The following is a 20,603-nucleotide window of genomic DNA, read 5'->3' as shown; positions in this document are numbered from 1 at the left end:
TAATCAAAGTGCTTGCTCTAAACATCTATTTTGTAAGATCAATCACCGATCAAGTAACATCATGTAATCAAAACCCACTATTGTCAGGATAGTCCTATCTTCACACCGACCTATTGAAGTAAGTATACAAGTCTCTGCATATTTCACTCAGTTACTCGCTTCACGGTTTGAATTTTGGTTTGAAATAAAAAGAATACGATTAAACCAAGCATCACTAAAAATAAAAAATAATACGGAAATTCTTTGTGCCACTGGTATAAACCCGTACTAATCAATGGCCCAACAACAAAGCTCAAAGCCTGAGTGGCCGTACACCAACTTGCCACCTTGGTCTGTAACGCACTGGGCGCCGTTTGCGCTGCACCCGTTGTAAATGCAGGGATTAAACACGCAACCGATATACCATATAACAGGTACGTGGCTTGAAATATCCGTAATTCATTGGTGAAAACCGAAATCAGCAAGGCTGCTGCCATGCTAAACAGCCCAACCCACAGTAAGCGATATACGGACCAATTTAAATACTTAGAAATCAGCGTTTGCATAATCACCAAAGCGATACCCACGACGAGAGAACACTCTGCAAAATGCACTGCACCCTCTGCAGCAGTCATATTAAAGCGGTCTTGAATATAAAACCCTGCCGTTAAATTCACTGTCACGATGGCAAGATAGAGACTGAATCCCAAAATTAACCATGGATAGCATTGCTGAATGCTCAAATCCGTAGCTGCTGCCTCATGCTTTTCTGTCACTGGCTTTTCAACGCTATGCTTTTCGGTATGTCGATCAAAGCTGAGTACCAAGACCGCAGAAATCAACGCTAAAATAATGATTGCTGCCCAAAGCGGCGTCATGATTCCACCAAAGCCCAACAGTAAGGTTGTTAGAAATGGACCAATGATCACGCCTGCACTGTTTAATGCACCGAATTTTGACATTGCTTGTGAACGCTGCTGCTCATTGTTAAAACGAGTCATCACATAAGTTTGCAAGGCAATCTGTGGCATCGCCATAAATACCCCAGTGGCTGCGCGTGACAACATTAATAAACTAAATAGCAGCAACATCCCTATATGAACAGTAAGGCCATACATCAACACGGCTGTAAATAGCCCCCATGTCACTGCCATGCCCACAAAACCGATACTCAAGAGTTGATAAATCGAAAACTTGGATTGATTTTTTGAAATGTAAATCGCACCGATGGCCATCAGCAGCGCACCGACGGAAACCATCGCGCCACCTTGTAGTTCAGAAAGTTTTAACTCACGAACCAATGGCGCCAACAGCGGCAATATCATCGAGAAACTTGCACCATTGGCAAGACTGGCGGCAATAAACAGTTTGTTATTTCGATCCATTATTTTTGTTATCCATTTTTAATGGCTACGTTATAAACAATAGAGGTGACTTAAGCCACCTCTATTTTGTAAGTCACGATACCGTGCTTTAAACCTGATTCAGGATTTAAATCAGTATTTCACTGTATAACTTAAACCGTAGGTACGACCTTGAGCAGCTAGACTAGAAATTGGGCCATAGACAGTTTCAACCGACTGACTGTATACCGACTTATAATCCGTATTCCACACGTTGTAGACACCAAAGCCCACATTACCCGGTCCTACTTTTGCATTGGCAATCACGTCCATCGTTGCAAAGCCTTTAATTGCCGCTGCTGGAGCAGATCCATATTTCACAGCGTCTTTTTGGGCTTTGTCTGTACCGCCAATCGCTAAAGCTTGAACACGTAGGCTCATGTCATTATCAAATTGCCACTCTGAAAATGCTGTACCTTTTAAAGGTGCTACACGAATGGCATCCAATTCTTGCCAGTCACCTTGGGTATTTTTAAATTGGCCCGTGGTATATGCAACTGTGCCCCCAACTGTCCAATTCGGTTGAACTTCATAACTGGCATTGGCTTCGACACCATAGATACGTTCATCGGTATCAATAACATCAATGGTGTAATTCGGCGCACCAAATTTCAGGCTTTTATCTGAGTCATTATAAAAAGCCGTCACTCCTGCATTTAAACCACCGGCATTTTGTACACGCCAACCGAGTTCATAGTTATTGACTTTAATCGGGTCAATGGTTTGGCTATTAATCACAGAATTTGCAGGCACATCACGCAGCATACGTTGCACATCGGGCAAGTTTGAACCTTGTGAGAAATTAGCAAACACTTGCTGTGCATCTGTTAAGTGATACACCGCGCCAACATTAAACAGCGTTGCATCATGTTTTACTTTACCGCCATTCAGCGTTTTCGCTACATAACCTGGGGTTAAATCTGCAGTAATGGCTTCCATATAAGGCACAGATGAATCGACATCACTCTCTACCCGCTCATGGCGAATGCCGGCCTGTAAGCCAAGACGGTCGGTTAATTCATATTGCGCTTGGGCAAATACGCCAAGTTTTTCTGTTTCAACATCTGGGCCAAAGGCATAATAGTTAAACGGCTGATAACTCAGACCATTACTTTGAATAAATGTAGCACTGTCATACATTTGGATATTTTGTTGATCTTTTTCATTTTCATAGTCCACACCATAGGTTAGCCCCAGTTCACGACCATTTAAGTTAAGATCTTTTTGTAGAGCAACACGCGCGCCTAAAACATCGATATCGGTTTCTGACTGATACACCAAGAAGAGTTCAGGTGCCATTTGACGTGCAGATGGGAACCACCGTGCTTTTTCATTTCGATAATAGGTTTCAGCATTTAGACGGTAGCCTAAAATATCTTGATTTTCATATTGTGCGTTGACGCTATAACGTTCAGTTTGTGGTTGTTCGGCAAGTTGTAAGCCTTTTACCGCATTTAAAGACAACGGCAGCTTGCCACCCACGGGCTGTGAGCGCAGCGCATTTAAATTTGGACCATAGTCAGGTCCATAATCACTATCTTGCTCATCATTATAATATTGCGCACCGAAACTCAGCGTTTGACCATCGGCAATTTTCCAACTGACACGACCATTTAGATCTAAGGTGTCGGTATCTTGACGGTCTGTTTGCGCAATCTCAGGTCCAATACGATTGCCATGGCTATCTTGTATTTCACCACGTTTGGTATAGCTAGCACCTAAAGTTCCGCGTAAATTGCCTTGATTAAAGTTCATGGTTTGAGCAGCTTCATAAGCTAACGCATCGGACTTAAAGTTATTACCAGAAGTGACACCGACTTTTGTTTCAAAACTCAGCGGTTCCGATCCACCACGTTTGGTGATGATATTGATAATACCGCCTGTTGCACCTGAACCATAAATACTACTTGCACCTGAGACCACTTCAATTCGTTCAATCATCGACGGGCTAATACTCGCCAGTTGTCGAGATCCATCACGATATCCCGTTTGCGGCACACCATCAATCATGTATTGCACCACACGTCCACGCATGGTCATCCCATAGTTAGACGTTGTACCACTCGATGGAGTCAGTGATGGCACCAATAAACCGACAATATCAGCTGTGCTTTTACCTGCATTGGCTTGTTTTTCAATTTCTTCTTTAGGAATGCTGTACACCGTACCCGCAATATCGGCAATGCTTTTCGCAGAACGAGTTGCCGTCACAACAATCGGTGCCATTTTAGTAGCTTCTGTAGTTTGTGTTTCAACTGCTGTATTTTGTGCAGTGTCTGTCGTGACGTCTTGCGCATAAAGCTGAGTGCAAATTGCTAAGCTGAGACAAGTCAGTTGCATCGGTAGAGCTAAACGTTTCATATTCTTTTCCATTTCTTAGAGTTCCGATTGAGTCGGAAGAGTTTGAGTTTTTAAATTTTGTGTTTTTAAAACAATGCGTTGACTAAGTAAGACACTGATTACTGAGCCGATTGCCAATACCAAGTAAAAATGTCCATAGCCTAATGATTTTGCGAGAAAGCCTGAAAATGCGCCGCCAATAAAGTAAACGAGCAATTCAAAGCACACTAATATAGTGAAATCGGTACCCGCCTGTTCTTTAGAACTGGTCTGCATGAAATAGGCATAAAGTGATGTCATGGCGATATAACGAATGGCTAGCATCAGCACGACAAATAGACCTAAAAGCAGATGCCATTGATTCAACCACCCCAATACAACGGCTGCCCCAATGACGGCATATAGCAATGTACGTAACCATCCTGCCCAGACCAACAATTGCGTTGCTTTGATTTTTTTCAGCAATACAGCTGCACTAACGGCAGCAATCAGACCGATACCAGCACCGACCACAGACATCAACACCCCGATCTGAGACAGTGACCATTTTTGATCGATCAACATGGGATTCAGCATTGCCATAGCGGGTGCTTCCACCACGCGATAACAAACAATGAGCAGCAAGGCCCAACGAATCTCAGGTCGTTTAAACGCTTGTCGTAGGCTTGGTTTGGCTTTGGCAAGTTGAGTTTCTGGTTCTTCTTGAATAAAAAACACAGCAAACATGGTTAAAAATGTCAGCAGCGCTAAAGTTGTGAGCGCGGACTGCCAACCCCAATATTGGTAAATCCATAAAGTCGCAGCGCCACCGAGCATGCTACCGACGGCCACCCCAATACTCTGTGCCATACTGCCCAGACGGTAATTGCCTTCAGTAAATTTCTCTACGGTATAACCATCAATCGCAATATCTTGCGTTGCTGCAAACGTTGAAATCCATAAACCAACAATGACAAATAAAGTCAGCCCATAAGAAAACTGCGTAAAGGCTAAAACCAATACCCCCAGTACCAATGCGATTTGCGTGAATAATAGCCATGTTTTACGTTTACCGAGTTTTTTGACATAGAGCTGATCGATCCAAGGCGCCCAAAAAAACTTGAATGCCCATGGAATGTAAAGCAGCGATAACATGCCGATCCAGCGTAAATCTACCCCTTGATGTCGTAAAATGGCAGGCAAAGCCACATTGTAAAAATACAAAGGCAATGCATGTGCTAAGTACAAAATGATCACGACGCTCAAACTCAGGACTGAAATTTGAGATGGTGAAATTGCATGATTTAATTTTCTTGAGTGTTGTTGCATATCCACCTCTGCACTGCCCATTGCAGCGCATCAGACTGTTCTAATGAAACGTAATAAGGCACACGCCACGCTGCATGCAGCGCGGGTGTATTTAAACGTTTGAAGTCATCTGGATCTTGCGCAATACGCACCAGCCCCAAACAATATTGAAAAAAGAGATGTTTAAACTTCTTGTACCAAACGGCCTGTATTTGCCGATATTCTTCAGGAAAAGTTGTTCCCTCAGCCGTTTGCATAACCAAAACAAAGGACTGACTTTTCAGAAAAAAGCGCTCAACTTGAGTCAACCATTGTTCAAACTCTTCCACTGAAACATGCGCTGAAAAGCGCATGTCCAGTATGTGCATGTGGGTGCAGCGATAACTCATGACACCGCCTTAGCTAATTGCTGATGCTGAAATGCCTTGGAGTCGTTTAAGTAATGACCAAATTTTGCATAAAAAGTTTCTCTAAAGCAGTAATACAACATGGCGGTCTTTTCAGGCATTGGGATTAGGCGCTGCGCTTCATAGCACATGTCTTCAACCACAACGGCATAAGGCTTCACACTATGATCAGGCTCTCCCACAATCTTGGCTGATGCGGCATTTTCAAAGATATAAAAACTCAATAAACGCATGACGGGACGTAAATAGCCTTTACCAAAAACGGACTTTTCACCAAATAACAAATGCCAACCTAGATCCAGCTCGTCACCGTCGTAGTACAAACCTAAACGATCCCGTTTTCCTTCGTAGATCTCTGTGTAGCCCACATCTTTACCGTTTACCCCTACGATCAAAATTCGGTGATGATCATCTGCCAGCATTTTTTCGTAATACACTTTTAGTTCAGTTTCTGACTTATTGAGTTGCCACTGTGGAATCACATGCGGTTCATGCATCCATTTATGAACCAAAGCCATATCTTGTGGATATTGCATTTGTCGTAAATAGTATTGCGTCTCATTCTCATGATATTCATAAAAATCAGGTAGTTGTCGTGATAACGTGGTCATGATGTCGTCCTTTAAATTTATTTAATCTTTTCTGTTCTTAGCTCAAAAATCTGCTTATGACGCAATACGGTTGGTTGTCGTTTTCTGTTCGGCGGTATGCTGCTGTTTCGCCCACTGATTTAACGTGTTTGGACTCACAGGATTTGCAATTGGATCTAAAAATACAGGTACTGGTCGTTCTGCTTCGTCGTTATAACTGGTGGTAAACAGCCGAACGCGGTTCAGACAAATTTTCTCGAAACTTGGACGGAACATACTGAATTTTTCAATACGATCTGCCAATTCAGGATGTGCCTGATGAAATTCGTCGATCACGCTGGAGATGGTTTGCCAAAACTCAAGTTCTGTATGCTCTGGATAATCTTCAAGGAAGACATTACAGATATAGCGGTAATGCACCATGAATAAACCTGTAAAGATAAAGTGACTAAGTTCTTCAGCATGATGGCGCAGTAAAATTTGCCCTTCGGGTGGTAAATTTTCGAGTTCTGGAAAATCTTCATCAACTAAATTGACATCATCAATAAAGTCCTTCAGCACCATTTTTTTCGGTAAGCCATTTTCATGGATCAACATGGTGTTTTCACCGTGCGGAGAAAACGCTAAACCATATTTGTATAAGCAAATCAGTAGTGGTGTTACGCAGACTTCAGCAAAACGCTTCAGCCATTGCAAAGGCGTCAAACCTGAAGCCTGAATCAACACGGATAAAATAGATTGACCGTTTATGTCTCGATGTAACAATGCGGCTTGGGAAAGTGCCAACTGATGTTCACCGATACAAGGCTCGACACTTTCACGCCATAAGCAACCAAACAATTCTTTAAATTGGTAAGGTGCACCATCTATCTGATCAAAACACGGCTGTTGTAAAGTGAGACTCGCAATTTCGCCCAAAAATGCCACCTGTGTTTTTTTCAGGTCTACATCATGACGTTGAATGTCCTTCAGCCAAGCGGTCACTGCCGGTGCAGCCAAATTTCGTTTTGAAGGCAGACCTCGATATACCGCGGTATTAAAGATACTGACAGGTAACTTTACATAATGACGTTCAGGATGACTGGTATTGCATAAAGTACGAATTGATTGCATTGGGACATAGTCATCTTGTCCAATGTCCAATTCGACAATGCGCTGATCGACGATTTCATTGGCATAGGTGGGGATTAACCACTGATGCCATTGCCACGCATGTACAGGAATAAAGAAATACTCAGCAGCATCTAAGGCATTGTCCGCTAATTGCTGTTGAAAATCATGTAATTGTGCAGAGTTCAACTCATGGCGATATAAGCTTTGCGCATCCCAAGCCTCGGTCGAACGAAACTCAGCTAAATCACGATGAACAGCTAACCACAGGACTTTAACCGTTGGAGAAATCTCTGGTGCGGAGCTTAAATAATCATCATAGCCAAAACCCATACGCCCTTTACTCATAATGAGCCATGGGTGTCCACGCAACATGCCTTCAATTTGATAGTGCGGTGCTGACAGCACAGCCTGACTCAGCAATCGCTGTTCATCAAAAACGTGTGCTTCAGCCAACCATGTATTGTTCATTTCTTTAATCAAATAAGCCTTGGTAAAAGGTTTCACTTCAGCTTGATTTGAAAAAGCACGAATAAATTCATGCAGATTCCATGCGGGCTCTGTTGTCGATTCACTTAACTCTCGAACGCTCCCTTCAACAATACGCCAATGCCCAAGCAGAAACTGTGTCGCTTGAAATTGATAGGTTTTGTCATCCAGTTTAAGTTGCCAAGTGTTATTTTCAACTTGCTGAATTTGAATAATTTCTTCATATAAAAATTCAGCAATCGCCATTTCAATCAGTCTTTGCCCTGCACGGCGCCACTGCGTTTGATTTATCTGTAATTTTGCAAATGTCATTATAATTTCTCGAGTTTAACCATATTCTGTTCTTGCTTATTTGGCATGGTCGTATTGCGGTTCATTGCATAGTTGGCAATGGTTTTTTTTACGGATAATGGTCTTTGGATATTGGTTGGTGCTGATTTCTTCACAATGCCCATACTGTGCATTTCAGCATTATCACTGGGTGAAAAATGTTGGAAACTTTGCGCTTGATCACCCAAATCGTATAAGTTAAAACCCAATAATTGATTGGCAATGACCGCTGCACGATGAGCACCCAACCCTAAATCAGGAGTCCCGACACCGTGACTATGCATTTCCTGATTTTGAACAAAGATCTCCCCAACAGCGTCATGCTGTACTCGGTAGTCCTGACTAATTTTCCAGCGACCGAATTCATCACATTGAATCAGTGGTTTTAGATATTTGAGATATTGCCACTCTGGACTGTGATATCCCGTTGAAGCCACGACAAAGTCCGCATCCAGATAGAATTGTTCTGCCGTGACTTTATGCTGAAACTGCAAACGGATGCCCGCACCATGAGGCTCGGCAGCAACCAAACCCACCTGAGCATGTAAATGCGTCTGTTGAATATTTTGACCAATGCTTCGGTGATACAGTTTTTGGTAAATATCACGGATGGTTTTTGCACTGATGCCCTTATATAACAAACCTTGTTGTTTCAGTTGTTCGGCTTTATTTTCAGGGCTCAGTTGATAAAAATGCGTAGTATAATCCGGACTAAAATGCTCTAAACCAAGCGGCGCATATTCCATCGGGAAAAACCCATTAGAACGGGTCAGCCAATGCAATTTAAACTGCGCTGTTGTGGTTTGATCCTGCAAATATTGACGATCAAACAGATCCATAAAGACTTCGGCCGAAGACTGGCCTGATCCCAGTACAACCACATTCCCTTTCAAGTGATTTAACGCTGCATTGCAATAATTTGCAGAATGTAAGCAGCGCTCCGGATATTGCTGTTGTATGTCTTTTAGACACTGTGGTAAATGCGGAACATTACCCGAACCAATGACCAAATTTCGGCATTGATAACGTCTAAAACGTCCATCTTGCTCAACCATGACTTCAAAGCCTTGCTCTTGGGCATAAATGGCTTTTACGGTTGATTGATATTGAATATGCTCTAGTTGGTCTGCAACCCATTGACAATAATGGTTATATTCACGTCTAGGAATCTGAGCTTGTTCTAAAAAATAGAATTTGTATAAACGCTGCTGCGCCTTTAAGTAATTTAAAAAACTAAAAGGACTGGTTGGATCGACCATGGAAACCAGATCGGCCATAAACGGCACTTGCAGTACTGTATTGGGCAATTGCATACCCGCATGCCAGTCGAACTGTGGTTTCTTTTCAAAAAATTGATACTGCAAATGATTTTGCTTATGTAGCAAACTCGCCAAACTAAGGTTAAATGGCCCTAAGCCTATCCCAATAAAATCAAGCATATTGCACATCCTTCTGTTCCACACATAAAGGATTTGGCAACTGTACATAAACCGATTGCAGATCGACTGGGGCAATCAATTCATCCAGCTCATACAAGCGCGTCAACAGATTACCCTTATACGGCAAGGTCGGCTGATAAAGTAATGAATGAATCAATGAACTTTCTGGATATGCCCGATGTAAGTCCAACAGTTCATTTTGCAATATCGATATCAACACTTGCTCTGTGACATATCCAGTTGCACCAATTGCATTGATAATGCCGAATAAATTATTACCAAAGAAATAATAGCTAAAGCGCTCATCGACAAAGGCTTTGGAACCCACGGCATGCGCTTTTTCTTGCAACTCTGGAAATGCGCTTAAGACCTCACCTGCAAGTTCTTCGATATAGTAAAAGCCTTGATTGTCACGCAGCCATAGATATTTAGGCATTGCATGTTCAAGCTCAAGTAAGACATTTTGCTGATGTGATTCAAAGGCCATTCCGTATTGATGGTACAAATACATTAATGATTTTAGACTGATAGCTAAGAATTGTTTAAACCAATTGATTGCAATGGTACTTTGATCAAGTTCAGGTTGTTGTTTTGCGATTTGTTCGAATAGTGCATTAAAACGGCTTTTCGGCTGTGCAGGATGCTCTTGGCACAATGACGCAATACAACTCACCTGCTGCTTTTCACTGAAAGGCTGATCACGGAAGATGCAAATAGTTTCTTCGACGATTTCATCATCTATGCTCAATGCCATCCACGCAGGATCATTCACCGCTTTGAGCGTTGGGCATTGTTGTAAAATACGTTCACCGAGACTTGAATGCCAAAGTCGATGGGTCATTTCACCACGGTGGCATTCTTTGGCAAGGTTGACTCGGATTGAATTGGTGATCATTACAGATAGTGATGGTTTTAACATCCACGGCGCTGCAAAACTTGCCATAGTCCGTACCGAAGTTGTTGGTGAAAATGCCCAACCTTTCTCGCCAAAATCGATAATTTTTAATTTGGTTTTTAAGTTTTTAAACCATACTTTTGACTGTAAATAACGTGCTTGCCAAGGATGCAAAGGCAATAACTTATAATGCGAATAAGCATTCAGTAGTGCTTGATCAGTTTCTGATAAATGCCATTGCAATTCGCTTTTCAATTGCGCTGATACAGCTTGATCTAAAGCTGAACCTTCTTGAATATATTCTGGAGCTACCAACCAATAATGCAGTTGGCTTAGACCTTTGGCTTCTGGCGAATACCTTTCCCAATCTTCATGCACAAAACCGACCCGACTTTTCGGTGCAGGATGCATGCTGTGCCCTAAAATTAAAGCTTGTTCCGATTCAATGAAACTTTGTTCCGCTTGGACCAAAGCCTCAAAATCATGTTCACGTAGTGTCAAAAATTGAATAAGCGCTTCACGACTTTCGATCCAACGCTCTAATAATGATGAAGCATCCAGTGTATGACCTGACTCTTGTACGAGCTGTTCAAGTAATAAACTCGCTATCGCGGTGATACTAAATGACTGTTTCTGTCCTTTATTAAAAACGTATGGGATATCTGCAAGACGATGTCTACCAACAAGGCTGACATAAGATAGTGGTACAAATAACTGTGATTGTATGCAATCTAAGGGGATGCATAACAACGTCAAGCCTTGGCTAAACGTCAATTGTGATGAATTCTGTTGATACTTTTCCAGCAAAATACCTTTACCGGTTTCTTGTGAGTATGCATTGACAAGATGCTGCATCGCCAAGCGATTAGCAAGCTCTTTCATCTGACCATATCCTCTATTTTTAAGCTTTTCCAAGCTTTGTCATGTAATTATGTTTCTTTAACTGTGCAAATAATGCTTAGTACGCTGGCCAGCGTGAAACTATGTTAATGATAATCATTATTGTTAATAATTGCATTTTTGTGAAGATTTGCTTCAGGATTGCAAATTTGGTCTTATCTCTATGTATTTAAAAATTAATTTTTTTGATATGAACTTTTCTGTTTTTACTTATACAATTTTCTGAAATGGAACTAAATGATAATTTTCTCATTTAGCATAGAACAAATAAATCATTTTGCTTATTTTTTAGCCGTATTATCACATTGTGCAATTTAAACTAAAAAACCCATGTCTATTACATGGGTTTTTATATTCTGCATCCAACCGAGCTTTTTTTTTAAATCAAGGTACAAAATGTGCAGTTAACTTTTAATCATTAAAGATTTTACTGGCATCATACTGATCATGCATCTTGATTGCCTATAAGCATGTATTTCATAACAAACACCTACTGATTTCTGATCTATATCTTCTATTCAGACTGGTTATACAGCATGAATTATGTACTCCAATGATTTGGTTGAAATCAATCAATTGATTTAACAACCCAATCCAAAAATTTGTGCTTATCAAAAAAGTCTGGCGCAGCATTCGCAAATATACTTTTTTCTCTGTTATTAAAAATTCCTTTGTAATAAAAAGACCTATCTGCGGTAAATTTTGACTCATCCCCTTCATGCAATTCTCTAAAGAAGATCGATAACTGCATAAATCGACTTTTAGAAGCTAAACCATGTTTTTCTAATACAAAATTATAGATTTGCTCAATAATCGCTTTAGTATTTGAATAAGGCATTTTGTTGTCTCTTTATTAGATCGCTCTTTCAAATTACAGCTTTTAAATTAAAATACAACTGTTTTAGTCTGATTTTAAATACCTATTTTTTATAGGTATTTTTAGATTTAAATATAATTAAGCACTGTTAATGAATTAACCTCTAACATGAAGTTTTACTAAATTCTACTTCTGCGACTACATACATTTTCGTTATTCAAAGCTAAAAACGAAACAACAAAAGTGTAGTCTTAGCTAGAACTTCCAAATTATAAATAATCAGTTGAAGTGAAATGAGCCGTATTAGTATGTACAAAATACGAATTAACCAAGATTAAAATGTTAAAAGTTTTAGCTGAACAAGGAATTCACCTAGATGCATAACAAAATTTTAAAGTTTATAAGTTTTCTCATTTTTAGCAGTATTTTAACAACAGGATGTAAATCTTCACCGTCTCCTCAACAAGAATTAGATGTACAGGCAAATTTTTTCCCGTCTATGTTGAGAATTGATGGAAATCTCTTTGCCTTAGCGAATCAAACACCTCCTAATGATTTAACTATGGAATTATTTAAATCAACACTACTCAAAGCAACTATGTTGAGAAAATACGAAGTTGAAGCCAAAAATAATTTTAGTTTAGAAAAAAATAGAAATCTAATTGAGCTGAATTCAATGTGTTTGATGACAAAATTTCTTCTAAATAAATCATATATTCAAAAAGCTAATCTCAATCCTGAATTTTATGAAGATATTTATAGTTGGATTAAAACAAAGAATAGTTCTTGGGAAAACTTACTTAAAGAGACTAAACCCGGAGAGTTCGAATATTCATGTGTGATTTCTCCTTCAAATATCCCCAATTAAGATGCGACATCGAACCACAAAGCCGCTCAATGCGGCTTCTGTTATTTTATAGATTGTGAAGTGGAAGGTATTCCCTCTAAATTCACTTAAATTTAAGTAGTGAAAAACCGCACTTAAACATCAATCACATCAGCAAAATTTGCACCCAAGACTTTTGCTAAATCTTCGGGTTTTAAACCAATATCCAAACCACGCTTACCGCCACTCACATAGATTTTAGCTAAGTTCTGTGCAGAAGCATCGATCACAGTTTTTAAGCGTTTTTTCTGTCCAACTGGACTAATACCACCAACCAAATAACCGGTTAAACGCTCTGCATCTTTTGGGTCAGCCATTTTGAGTTTTTTACAGCCAAATGCTGTGGCCACTTTTTTCAAATTTAGCTGATATTCAACTGGCAATACGGCAACAAAGTAATTTTTATCGTCCGTAACCATCAAGGTTTTAAAGACTTCTTCGACCGTTAAACCAAGTTTTTCCGCAGCTTCCAAACCAAAACTTTTTGCTTCTGGGTCATGGTCATATTCATGAATTGTAAAGTCGATTTTATTAGATTTTAAGAGTTTACATGCAGGTGTCATTGCTTTTTCGTCATTCCATTCGGACAACTAAGAAAACTCGATTATAAGCCTATTCTCGAAAGACCGGCGAAGACTTTTATATTTTTCATGAAAACGACTTGTGTAATAAGTTTGAGTTAAATACATTTAAACAAAGCAAAAATTTTAAAAAATATGACAACGCTGACTCAAGACCTCATCCAATTATTATCTGTAGTACCCAAAGATCAGGGCTACTTTTTAGCACAAAGTAAACCTCTGTTTGGTGACCATATTTTTGGTGGACAATTACTTGCTCAGAGCATAGTCAGTGCATCCTTTACCTGCACACTCCCACTCCACTCTTTACATGCCAACTTTATTTCTGCGGGTCTTGCAAATCAGCCTGTATTATTTAAAGTCGAAAATTTACGTGATAGCCATAGTTTTTCTACACGACAAGTGACCGCCATACAGCATGGCAAACCAATATATATGGTGATGTTGTCCTATATGAAAAACGAAACGGGTATGGAGTATCAAATACCTGAACCAGATCTGATCCAACAGTTTCCACCAAGTATGCTCAAAGAAGAGCAATTCTATAAAGCGCAAATCCAATCATCTATTTCACCTGAATATCTATCCACATTTTTACAGCCTTTTTAGCTTATATCTAAACCAATTGAATACGTGCTGACAGATTTGCCACCGTCCGGTCAAGCTTCTGTCTTAAATCAAAATCAATATGCAGAATATTTAAAACTCCATGATGCCTTAGATGCCCAATTTGACCAACTTCATATACATCAAGCCATTGCAGCATATTATTCAGACTATAATTTATATTCTGCGGCGCTCAAAACACATGGTTTAAATTATCTGTCTCCTGAACTCATCGCAACTAGTCTTGATCATTCGATGTATTTTCATCATACCTTTAGGGTAGATAATTGGGTATTCTATGACATGAATACTACCCGAACCTCTCAATCACGTGGGCTTACTCATGGGCAAATGTGGCAAGATGGAAAATTAGTCGCAAGTACTACACAAGAAAATTTAATGCGTTATATAGGCGAATCGTGAGGCCTGTGACAATCTTTAACATTCAAATTCTTGTTAAGCTAAGCATCAAGCGTATAAAATTCATGCAAATCATACCGCTATAACAATAATATGCCTTCGATCTACCAACTTAAACCTGCATTTCAAAACCTGCTTCGACCTTTGGTTAAATCACTTCATCATCTTGGTATTACAGCAAATCAAGTAACACTACTAGCAATGTTCATTTCGCTAGCTGTGGCATTTTTTATTTATATCTATTTCTCTCACAACGGTATTGGCATTTTACTGTTGATTTTCCCCGTGTGGATGCTTATTCGAATGGGCTTCAATGCCATAGATGGCATGCTGGCACGTGAGTTCAACCAACAATCCAAACTCGGTGCTTTTTATAATGAATTATGTGATGTGATTTCTGACTCAGCACTCTATTTTAGTTTAATTTGTTTTGCTTTTATTCAAGCCGAATTACTTATTTTAACCTGTTTTCTCGCCATACTTACTGAATATACAGGTGTGATGGCGCCATTAGTGGGTCAAGAACGTCGCTACGATGGTCCAATGGGAAAAAGTGACCGTGCTTTTGTATTTAGTATCATCTGTATCGTGATCGTGACTTCTTCTATATTTAACTTCGGTTTAAATACATTGTCTCTTATTTGCAATAGTATTTTGATTATTATCATCTTTTTATTATTTATCACGATTTATAACCGCATTAAAAATAGCATTATCAACCCACAATAAATTTCAGTTTAGATCGTCAGTCGATTTATTATTTTGAGAACAACACAATGTATAACAATACTCAGCATACCTTTACGAGCCATGATGGAACATCCTTGTTTTATCAACATTGGGAAAATAGCAGTTTAAAAAGCAACCGTAAGAAAAAAGCGGTGATCTTATTTCATCGTGGCCATGAACATTCGGGACGAATGGCGCATTTGGTCAATGAATTGAATTTGCCTGATTTTGATTTTTTCGCTTGGGATGCGCGAGGTCACGGCAATACCCCAGGTGAACGTGGTGATGCTCCTAGTTTTTCCGCATGCGTTCAAGACATTCAATATTTTGTTCAGCATATTGAACAGACTTACCAAATCCGATCAGAAAATATAGCAATTGTAGCTCAAAGCGTTGGCGCTGTTTTAGCCGCGACATGGGTGCATGATTATGCCCCTAAAATCCGTGCTTTATGCCTTGCCTCGCCTGCATTTGACATCAAACTCTATGTGCCTTTTGCAAAATCTGGCTTAACACTCCTCAACAAATTCGCTGGCAACTTTTTTATTAATAGTTATGTCAAAGCCAAAATGCTGACCCACGATACTGCACGTGCGCAAAGTTATGATACTGACCCAAAAATCGCTCGGGCCATATCGGTCCGTATGCTGCTGGGGCTATATGCAGCCTCAGATCGAATCGTTAAAGATGCACAAAATATTTTTGTTCCTACACAGGTTTTATGTTCGGGATCTGACTACGTGGTGCATCAAAAACCCCAATTGGCGTTTTATCAAAAACTCCCTCATCCAATGAAGGAATTTCACGTCTTAGATGGTTTTTATCATGATACCTTGGGTGAAAAACATCGCAAAATCGCCATAGATAAAATCCATCGCTTTATTCAACAATGTTTTAAACAACCCTATTCTGCACCTAAACTTTTAGATGCCGATAAAATTGGCCCGAGCTGTGCTGTAGCAGAAACCTTAAGTTCAACGCTTCCAAAACATTCTTTAAAACATGCATTTTGGAGCTTAACAAAACAAAATCTCAAAATTGGCAGTCTCTTTTCTAAAGGTTTAAAAATTGGTGAAGATACAGGATATGACTCTGGCAGCACCTTAGATTTTGTTTATCGAGATCAATCAGAAAGCCAAAATGCTCTTGGTAAAATCATCGATCGACAATATTTAAATGCGATTGGTTGGCGTGGTATTCGCGTTAGAAAACAAAATATTGAAGCACTAATAACGAAATATGCTTCTAAGTTAAATGATGCCCAACACGCGGTACGGATTATGGATATTGCAGCAGGCCATGGTCGTTATATTTTAGATGCTGTACAAAAACTGCCTGAGCATCCTGAATCCATCCTGCTTAGAGACTATAGCTCGATCAATGTACAAGCAGGTCAAGCAATGATTGAGCAAAGAGGTTTAAGCCAGATTGCCAAGTTTGTAGAAGCGGATGCATTTGATACCACATCACTAGCCAGTGTTGAACCTAAACCTACTCTAGCCGTGGTCTCAGGTTTATACGAATTATTTAGTGATAATGATTTACTTAGACAGTCCTTATCAGGCTTGAGTCAGGCCATTGAGAAAGATGGTTATCTCATCTACACGGGTCAAATTTGGCATCCGCAACAAGAGTTTATCGCCCGTGCCCTGACCTCACATCGCCAAGGAGATGCGTGGGTCATGCGTTTACGCTCACAAGCCGAAATGGATGCCTTGGTTGAGCAAGCAGGATTCAAGAAAATCGATCAAGTTATTGATGAGTTTGGTATTTTCACCGTTTCCGTTGCACAAAAAATTTAAGCTTGGACGGTCAATCTTATGCATAAACTGGATCCAGAAACAGGAACTTGGAAATACGGCCTACTGTGTTTGGCATTTCTGGCACCTTTTTTCTTCTTAAGTTATGGTTTTGCCAATCAATACGCTGCGGGTTTAGCGTCTGTACCTGTTATCGTCTTTGAATGGGAAAAATATATTCCACTTTGGCCATGGAGTATTGTGCCTTATTGGTCGATTGATCTGTTCTATGGATTGTCTTTATTACTTTGTTGGAATAAGTTTGAATTAAAACAACATGTCCTGCGACTATTTTCGGCACAAATCCTTTCAATTAGCTGCTTTTTAATTTTCCCGCTACGTTTTAGCTTTGAACGCCCCGAACTCACAGGTTTTTTCGGCCTATGGTTTGATGTCTTGATGGGCTTTGATAAACCGTTTAATCAAGCACCTTCCCTGCACATTGTGCTACTGGTGATACTTTGGGATTTTTTCCGTCGGCATAGCACAGGTAAGCTAAAATATCTGGTAGATGGTTGGTCCTTTTTGATTGGTCTCTCAGTTCTAACCACTTGGCAGCACCATTTTATAGATATCCCAACGGGTTTATTGGTCGGTGCCTTATGTTTATGGCTATTCCCAATGTCTGGCTCTGCGCCATGGGCTAAAAATATACAGAGTCGTCTAAGCTTAAAGCACATTAAAATCGGCATCCTTTATCTGTTTGCTGCCTTATTTTGTAGCGCAATCGCACATGCAAAAGGTTGGTGGCTTTGGCTGCTCTATCCTGCAAGCAGTCTGCTTTTAGTTTCGTTTGCATATTTATTCAATCGACCCCATTTTTTTCAAAAACTCAGTCATGGTGATATGACCATTGCTGCAAAAATATTGTTTGCGCCTTACTTTATATTTGCTTGGATCAATAGCCGAATCTGGACTTATCGCCATCCTGAAGATTCTAAAATCATCAAAATCAATCAGAGTTATATTTATTTAGGTCGCTATCCGTCCAAACAGGTCATGCAACAATATGATGCTTTACTCGATTGTTGCGCAGAATTGCCCACTTATCCAAAGTGCTCATATGCCCAAAACTTGAGTTTAGACCTGATTCCTTTACAGGCTAATCAGCTGCATCATGCTGTAGAGTCTTTAGAACTATTATTGAACTCTAAAAAAAGTGATGAAGCACAAAACATCTTGGTCTTCTGTGCTTTGGGATATTCACGAAGTAGTGCTGTAGTTGCCGCATTATTATTGAAACAACATCCTGAATATTCAGTCGAAGATGTTTTACGGATTATTCGCCATAACCGTCCGTGGGTCGTGCTTAAAGCACCGCAAATAAAACATTTAAATACTTATCGTTTAAAACTTAAAGGACTTGCACCATGAATTTACAACTTGTGGTGCTGTCAAAGTTGTTGCAATCCACCACTGGATTGCTCATCTCAGCTTATGTGGCAGCCATTTTCACGCTCTGGCTCATCATCCAGTTTGGCAATGTAATGCTATTCGATTTGCTATATGTAGTGATTTGTCTAGTTTTGCTCGGAATACAGCATTATTTAAGCTTGAGAATCAAATTTGATTCGGCACTTTTAGCCACTGTCGCTGAATGCAGCCAAACCCAAAGCCTAGAACAAACCACCAAAGAGCTGGACTTAAGTTTAATTAACCTAAAATTAATGCCTGCAAATAAATGTGGCCGCGCATGGGAACTACGTGAGTTAGGTTGTCTGGCTTTATTTAAATGGCAGATCTTTGTGCTTTGCTTGCAATACATCGCATTCATCTGCATATTTTTACTGTATAAATAATTCACAATAATTTGAATCTATGCCAAATCCATTAGACACTTTAGGGAATGCTCACTCACCAATGAAAGGTAATTTTTTAAGCCGTTCAATTGCTCGCTATATTGCCTTTCTCACTCGTCGTGGTGCGCGGCTGCTCACGGGTGCGCGGAGTCTATGGGTCGGGTGCAAACCGGTTATGAAACAGCGTATTTATTATGCAAATCATAATAGCCATATCGACTTTATTTTACTTTGGTCATCACTGCCGACAGATCTCAGACGGAGGACCCGTCCTGTAGCAGCATCAGATTATTGGCTAAAAGATGGCTTTCGACGTTTTCTCATTCAAGACACGTTTACTGGCGTCACTATTCAACGAAATCGTGAGCAAAATCAAGATCCATTAGAACCGATCAAAACCGTATTAGCACAAGGTGACTCGATTATTTTCTTTCCTGAAGGTACTCGAAATTTAAATGATGACGTTGAATTATTAGAGTTTAAAAGCGGTTTATTCCATCTCAAAAATCAATTTCCTGATGTTGAAATCGTACCAGTGTGGATCTCTAATTTAAAACGTGTCATGCCTAAAGGCGCGCTTATACCATTGCCATTATTATCTACCGTTATTTTTGGCAAACCTTTAGAAGCCCATAATGAACACAGTAAAACTGAGTTTTTAAACTACGCTCAGGAAGAATTACTCAAATTAAAAGCATTGGAGTATCAATAATGGAATTCACCAATGCGCAAATGACCTATGTATTGTTTGGTATCTTTGCAGTTATTTTGATTATTGCCTCAACCATTGGCTCCATTTTAAAATTTAAAGCGGGTTATGCACCTGCACCGGTCATCGACAATTTAAATGCGCGGATCAATGCATGGTGGGTCATGTTGTTGGTACTTGGTGTAGCAATTTCATTAGGTAAAATCGCCTTTGTGATCCTGTTTGCATTGATTTCACTCTTTGCTTTACGTGAATTTATCAGCTTACTTCCAACCCGTCGCGGCGATTATCTTCCGTTGCTGATCGCTTTTTATTTTGTCATTCCATACCAATATTACTTGGTGTATATCGACTGGTACGGGCTATATTCTATTTTTATTCCGCTGTATGTATTTCTTCTTATCCCTATTGCTACACTTAAAGCCGAAGATACCACGCGATTTTTAGAGCGCAGTTCAAAAATTCAATGGGGTCTGATGATCAGCGTATTCTGTATTTCGCATGTGCCTGCGCTATTAAATCTTAAACTTCCCGGATTTGAAGGTGAAAAAATTTGGCTAGCGATCTGGCTGATCATGGTGGTACAAGCCTCCGATGTCTTACAATATGTCTGTGGCAAGCTATTTGGAAAACACAAAGTCGCACCGATACTTTCACCATCTAAGACCGTTGAGGGTTTAATCGGAGGCATTGCTTTAGCCACTGCACTAGGTGTTGCTATGTCATGGCTTACACCCTTTAGCTATCTACAGGCTGCATGTATTGGTTTTATTGTTTGTATATTCGGTTTCTTTGGTGGTCTTGTCATGTCAGCCATTAAACGCGATCGTGGTGTAAAAGATTGGGGACAACTTATCCAAGGCCATGGTGGCATGCTCGACCGAATTGATTCCATCTGCTTTTCAGCACCGATTTTTTTCCACATTTTGCGCTATTGGTGGTCTTAAAAAGTGACTAAGTTTCAAATAGAAAATTTGGGATTTTAAATGATGTTACGCACGTAGAATTACTTTTACATTTTAAAGATGATTTTTAAGTTTATGCGACGGTGTCTTACATCTAAAGATTGAATAAAGGTATTAGCCTTC

Annotated in this window: 19 protein-coding genes; 9 read left to right on the top strand and 10 right to left on the bottom strand. The window is 39.9% G+C overall.

Annotated features, from left to right (window positions below):
* Positions 1 to 143 precede the first annotated feature (143 nt).
* The 9 genes from FTU34_RS11225 to FTU34_RS11185 all read right to left on the bottom strand — a co-directional run bounded on the left by FTU34_RS11225 (position 144) and on the right by FTU34_RS11185 (position 12,007).
* Entirely contained in the window at positions 144 to 1,364 is a 1,221-nt protein-coding gene (locus FTU34_RS11225) for an MFS transporter (RefSeq protein ID WP_180035720.1), read from the bottom strand.
* 111 nt (positions 1,365 to 1,475) lie between these two features.
* Positions 1,476 to 3,743, bottom strand: a complete 2,268-nt coding sequence (locus FTU34_RS11220) for a TonB-dependent receptor (RefSeq protein WP_180035719.1) — start codon at positions 3,741 to 3,743, stop codon at positions 1,476 to 1,478.
* 15 nt (positions 3,744 to 3,758) lie between these two features.
* Positions 3,759 to 5,030, bottom strand: coding sequence for an MFS transporter (locus FTU34_RS11215; protein ID WP_257226276.1), 1,272 nt, complete (start codon positions 5,028 to 5,030; stop codon positions 3,759 to 3,761).
* Complete coding sequence (locus tag FTU34_RS11210) at positions 5,006 to 5,398, bottom strand: hypothetical protein (RefSeq protein WP_180035717.1); 393 nt, start codon at positions 5,396 to 5,398, stop codon at positions 5,006 to 5,008. Before FTU34_RS11210 ends, FTU34_RS11215 begins: the two co-directional genes overlap by 25 nt.
* On the bottom strand, positions 5,395 to 6,027 hold the full coding sequence (locus tag FTU34_RS11205) for a GNAT family N-acetyltransferase (protein WP_180035716.1): 633 nt from the start codon (positions 6,025 to 6,027) through the stop codon (positions 5,395 to 5,397). The genes FTU34_RS11210 and FTU34_RS11205 overlap by 4 nt, the downstream gene beginning before the upstream one ends.
* A gap of 54 nt (positions 6,028 to 6,081) precedes the next feature.
* Complete coding sequence (locus FTU34_RS11200; RefSeq protein ID WP_180035715.1) at positions 6,082 to 7,917, bottom strand: IucA/IucC family siderophore biosynthesis protein; 1,836 nt, start codon at positions 7,915 to 7,917, stop codon at positions 6,082 to 6,084.
* Positions 7,917 to 9,374: a lysine N(6)-hydroxylase/L-ornithine N(5)-oxygenase family protein gene (locus FTU34_RS11195; RefSeq protein WP_180035714.1), complete on the bottom strand. Its 1,458-nt coding sequence runs from the start codon at positions 9,372 to 9,374 to the stop codon at positions 7,917 to 7,919. Before FTU34_RS11195 ends, FTU34_RS11200 begins: the two co-directional genes overlap by 1 nt.
* Positions 9,367 to 11,151: an IucA/IucC family siderophore biosynthesis protein gene (locus tag FTU34_RS11190; RefSeq protein ID WP_180035713.1), complete on the bottom strand. Its 1,785-nt coding sequence runs from the start codon at positions 11,149 to 11,151 to the stop codon at positions 9,367 to 9,369. The genes FTU34_RS11195 and FTU34_RS11190 overlap by 8 nt, the downstream gene beginning before the upstream one ends.
* A gap of 586 nt (positions 11,152 to 11,737) precedes the next feature.
* Positions 11,738 to 12,007, bottom strand: a complete 270-nt coding sequence (locus FTU34_RS11185; RefSeq protein WP_180023592.1) for a hypothetical protein — start codon at positions 12,005 to 12,007, stop codon at positions 11,738 to 11,740.
* 355 nt (positions 12,008 to 12,362) lie between these two features.
* Between FTU34_RS11185 and FTU34_RS11180 the strand changes: the two genes are divergently transcribed.
* A complete protein-coding gene (locus tag FTU34_RS11180) occupies positions 12,363 to 12,854 on the top strand; it encodes a hypothetical protein (protein WP_180035712.1) in 492 nt (163 codons plus the stop codon).
* 113 nt (positions 12,855 to 12,967) lie between these two features.
* Here the strand turns inward: FTU34_RS11180 and ybaK are convergent, their stop codons facing one another.
* Complete coding sequence (ybaK, locus tag FTU34_RS11175) at positions 12,968 to 13,435, bottom strand: Cys-tRNA(Pro) deacylase (RefSeq protein ID WP_180022788.1); 468 nt, start codon at positions 13,433 to 13,435, stop codon at positions 12,968 to 12,970.
* Positions 13,436 to 13,588: 153 nt separating this feature from the next.
* On the opposite strand from ybaK, the gene FTU34_RS11170 reads away from it, so the two are divergent.
* The 8 genes from FTU34_RS11170 to FTU34_RS11135 all read left to right on the top strand — a co-directional run bounded on the left by FTU34_RS11170 (position 13,589) and on the right by FTU34_RS11135 (position 20,462).
* Entirely contained in the window at positions 13,589 to 14,062 is a 474-nt protein-coding gene (locus tag FTU34_RS11170; RefSeq protein WP_180035711.1) for an acyl-CoA thioesterase II, read from the top strand.
* Between the two features lie 24 nt (positions 14,063 to 14,086).
* On the top strand, positions 14,087 to 14,482 hold the full coding sequence (locus tag FTU34_RS11165; RefSeq protein WP_180035710.1) for an acyl-CoA thioesterase domain-containing protein: 396 nt from the start codon (positions 14,087 to 14,089) through the stop codon (positions 14,480 to 14,482).
* Between the two features lie 90 nt (positions 14,483 to 14,572).
* A complete protein-coding gene (locus FTU34_RS11160) occupies positions 14,573 to 15,208 on the top strand; it encodes a CDP-alcohol phosphatidyltransferase family protein (RefSeq protein ID WP_180035709.1) in 636 nt (211 codons plus the stop codon).
* A gap of 47 nt (positions 15,209 to 15,255) precedes the next feature.
* Positions 15,256 to 17,010 (top strand): bifunctional alpha/beta hydrolase/class I SAM-dependent methyltransferase, encoded by a 1,755-nt coding sequence (locus FTU34_RS11155; RefSeq protein ID WP_180035708.1) that lies wholly within the window; start codon positions 15,256 to 15,258, stop codon positions 17,008 to 17,010.
* Positions 17,011 to 17,028: 18 nt separating this feature from the next.
* Positions 17,029 to 18,381 (top strand): phosphatase PAP2/dual specificity phosphatase family protein, encoded by a 1,353-nt coding sequence (locus FTU34_RS11150; RefSeq protein ID WP_180035707.1) that lies wholly within the window; start codon positions 17,029 to 17,031, stop codon positions 18,379 to 18,381.
* The gene (locus tag FTU34_RS11145) at positions 18,378 to 18,806 is read left to right on the top strand and encodes a hypothetical protein (protein WP_180035706.1); all 429 of its coding nucleotides are present in this window, start codon (positions 18,378 to 18,380) and stop codon (positions 18,804 to 18,806) included. Before FTU34_RS11150 ends, FTU34_RS11145 begins: the two co-directional genes overlap by 4 nt.
* A gap of 61 nt (positions 18,807 to 18,867) precedes the next feature.
* On the top strand, positions 18,868 to 19,518 hold the full coding sequence (locus FTU34_RS11140; RefSeq protein ID WP_180035759.1) for a lysophospholipid acyltransferase family protein: 651 nt from the start codon (positions 18,868 to 18,870) through the stop codon (positions 19,516 to 19,518).
* Positions 19,518 to 20,462 (top strand): phosphatidate cytidylyltransferase, encoded by a 945-nt coding sequence (locus FTU34_RS11135; protein ID WP_078191012.1) that lies wholly within the window; start codon positions 19,518 to 19,520, stop codon positions 20,460 to 20,462. The genes FTU34_RS11140 and FTU34_RS11135 overlap by 1 nt, the downstream gene beginning before the upstream one ends.
* Positions 20,463 to 20,603: the final 141 nt, after the last annotated feature.

The sequence above is a fragment of the Acinetobacter sp. YH12094 genome, assembly GCF_013419295.1.
Classification (GTDB): Bacteria; Pseudomonadota; Gammaproteobacteria; order Pseudomonadales; family Moraxellaceae; genus Acinetobacter; species Acinetobacter amyesii.
Note: the sequence above shows the minus strand (reverse complement) of the source record. Positions and strands in the feature narration are given on the sequence as shown.

Coding starts and splice junctions, on each gene's coding strand:
- FTU34_RS11225 (WP_180035720.1), bottom strand. CDS start 1,364: ATGGATCGAAATAACAAACTGTTTATTGCCGCCAGTCTTGCCAATGGT.
- FTU34_RS11220 (WP_180035719.1), bottom strand. CDS start 3,743: ATGAAACGTTTAGCTCTACCGATGCAACTGACTTGTCTCAGCTTAGCA.
- FTU34_RS11215 (WP_257226276.1), bottom strand. CDS start 5,030: ATGCAACAACACTCAAGAAAATTAAATCATGCAATTTCACCATCTCAA.
- FTU34_RS11210 (WP_180035717.1), bottom strand. CDS start 5,398: ATGAGTTATCGCTGCACCCACATGCACATACTGGACATGCGCTTTTCA.
- FTU34_RS11205 (WP_180035716.1), bottom strand. CDS start 6,027: ATGACCACGTTATCACGACAACTACCTGATTTTTATGAATATCATGAG.
- FTU34_RS11200 (WP_180035715.1), bottom strand. CDS start 7,917: ATGACATTTGCAAAATTACAGATAAATCAAACGCAGTGGCGCCGTGCA.
- FTU34_RS11195 (WP_180035714.1), bottom strand. CDS start 9,374: ATGCTTGATTTTATTGGGATAGGCTTAGGGCCATTTAACCTTAGTTTG.
- FTU34_RS11190 (WP_180035713.1), bottom strand. CDS start 11,151: ATGAAAGAGCTTGCTAATCGCTTGGCGATGCAGCATCTTGTCAATGCA.
- FTU34_RS11185 (WP_180023592.1), bottom strand. CDS start 12,007: ATGCCTTATTCAAATACTAAAGCGATTATTGAGCAAATCTATAATTTT.
- FTU34_RS11180 (WP_180035712.1), top strand. CDS start 12,363: ATGCATAACAAAATTTTAAAGTTTATAAGTTTTCTCATTTTTAGCAGT.
- ybaK (WP_180022788.1), bottom strand. CDS start 13,435: ATGACACCTGCATGTAAACTCTTAAAATCTAATAAAATCGACTTTACA.
- FTU34_RS11170 (WP_180035711.1), top strand. CDS start 13,589: ATGACAACGCTGACTCAAGACCTCATCCAATTATTATCTGTAGTACCC.
- FTU34_RS11160 (WP_180035709.1), top strand. CDS start 14,573: ATGCCTTCGATCTACCAACTTAAACCTGCATTTCAAAACCTGCTTCGA.
- FTU34_RS11155 (WP_180035708.1), top strand. CDS start 15,256: ATGTATAACAATACTCAGCATACCTTTACGAGCCATGATGGAACATCC.
- FTU34_RS11150 (WP_180035707.1), top strand. CDS start 17,029: ATGCATAAACTGGATCCAGAAACAGGAACTTGGAAATACGGCCTACTG.
- FTU34_RS11145 (WP_180035706.1), top strand. CDS start 18,378: ATGAATTTACAACTTGTGGTGCTGTCAAAGTTGTTGCAATCCACCACT.
- FTU34_RS11140 (WP_180035759.1), top strand. CDS start 18,868: ATGAAAGGTAATTTTTTAAGCCGTTCAATTGCTCGCTATATTGCCTTT.
- FTU34_RS11135 (WP_078191012.1), top strand. CDS start 19,518: ATGGAATTCACCAATGCGCAAATGACCTATGTATTGTTTGGTATCTTT.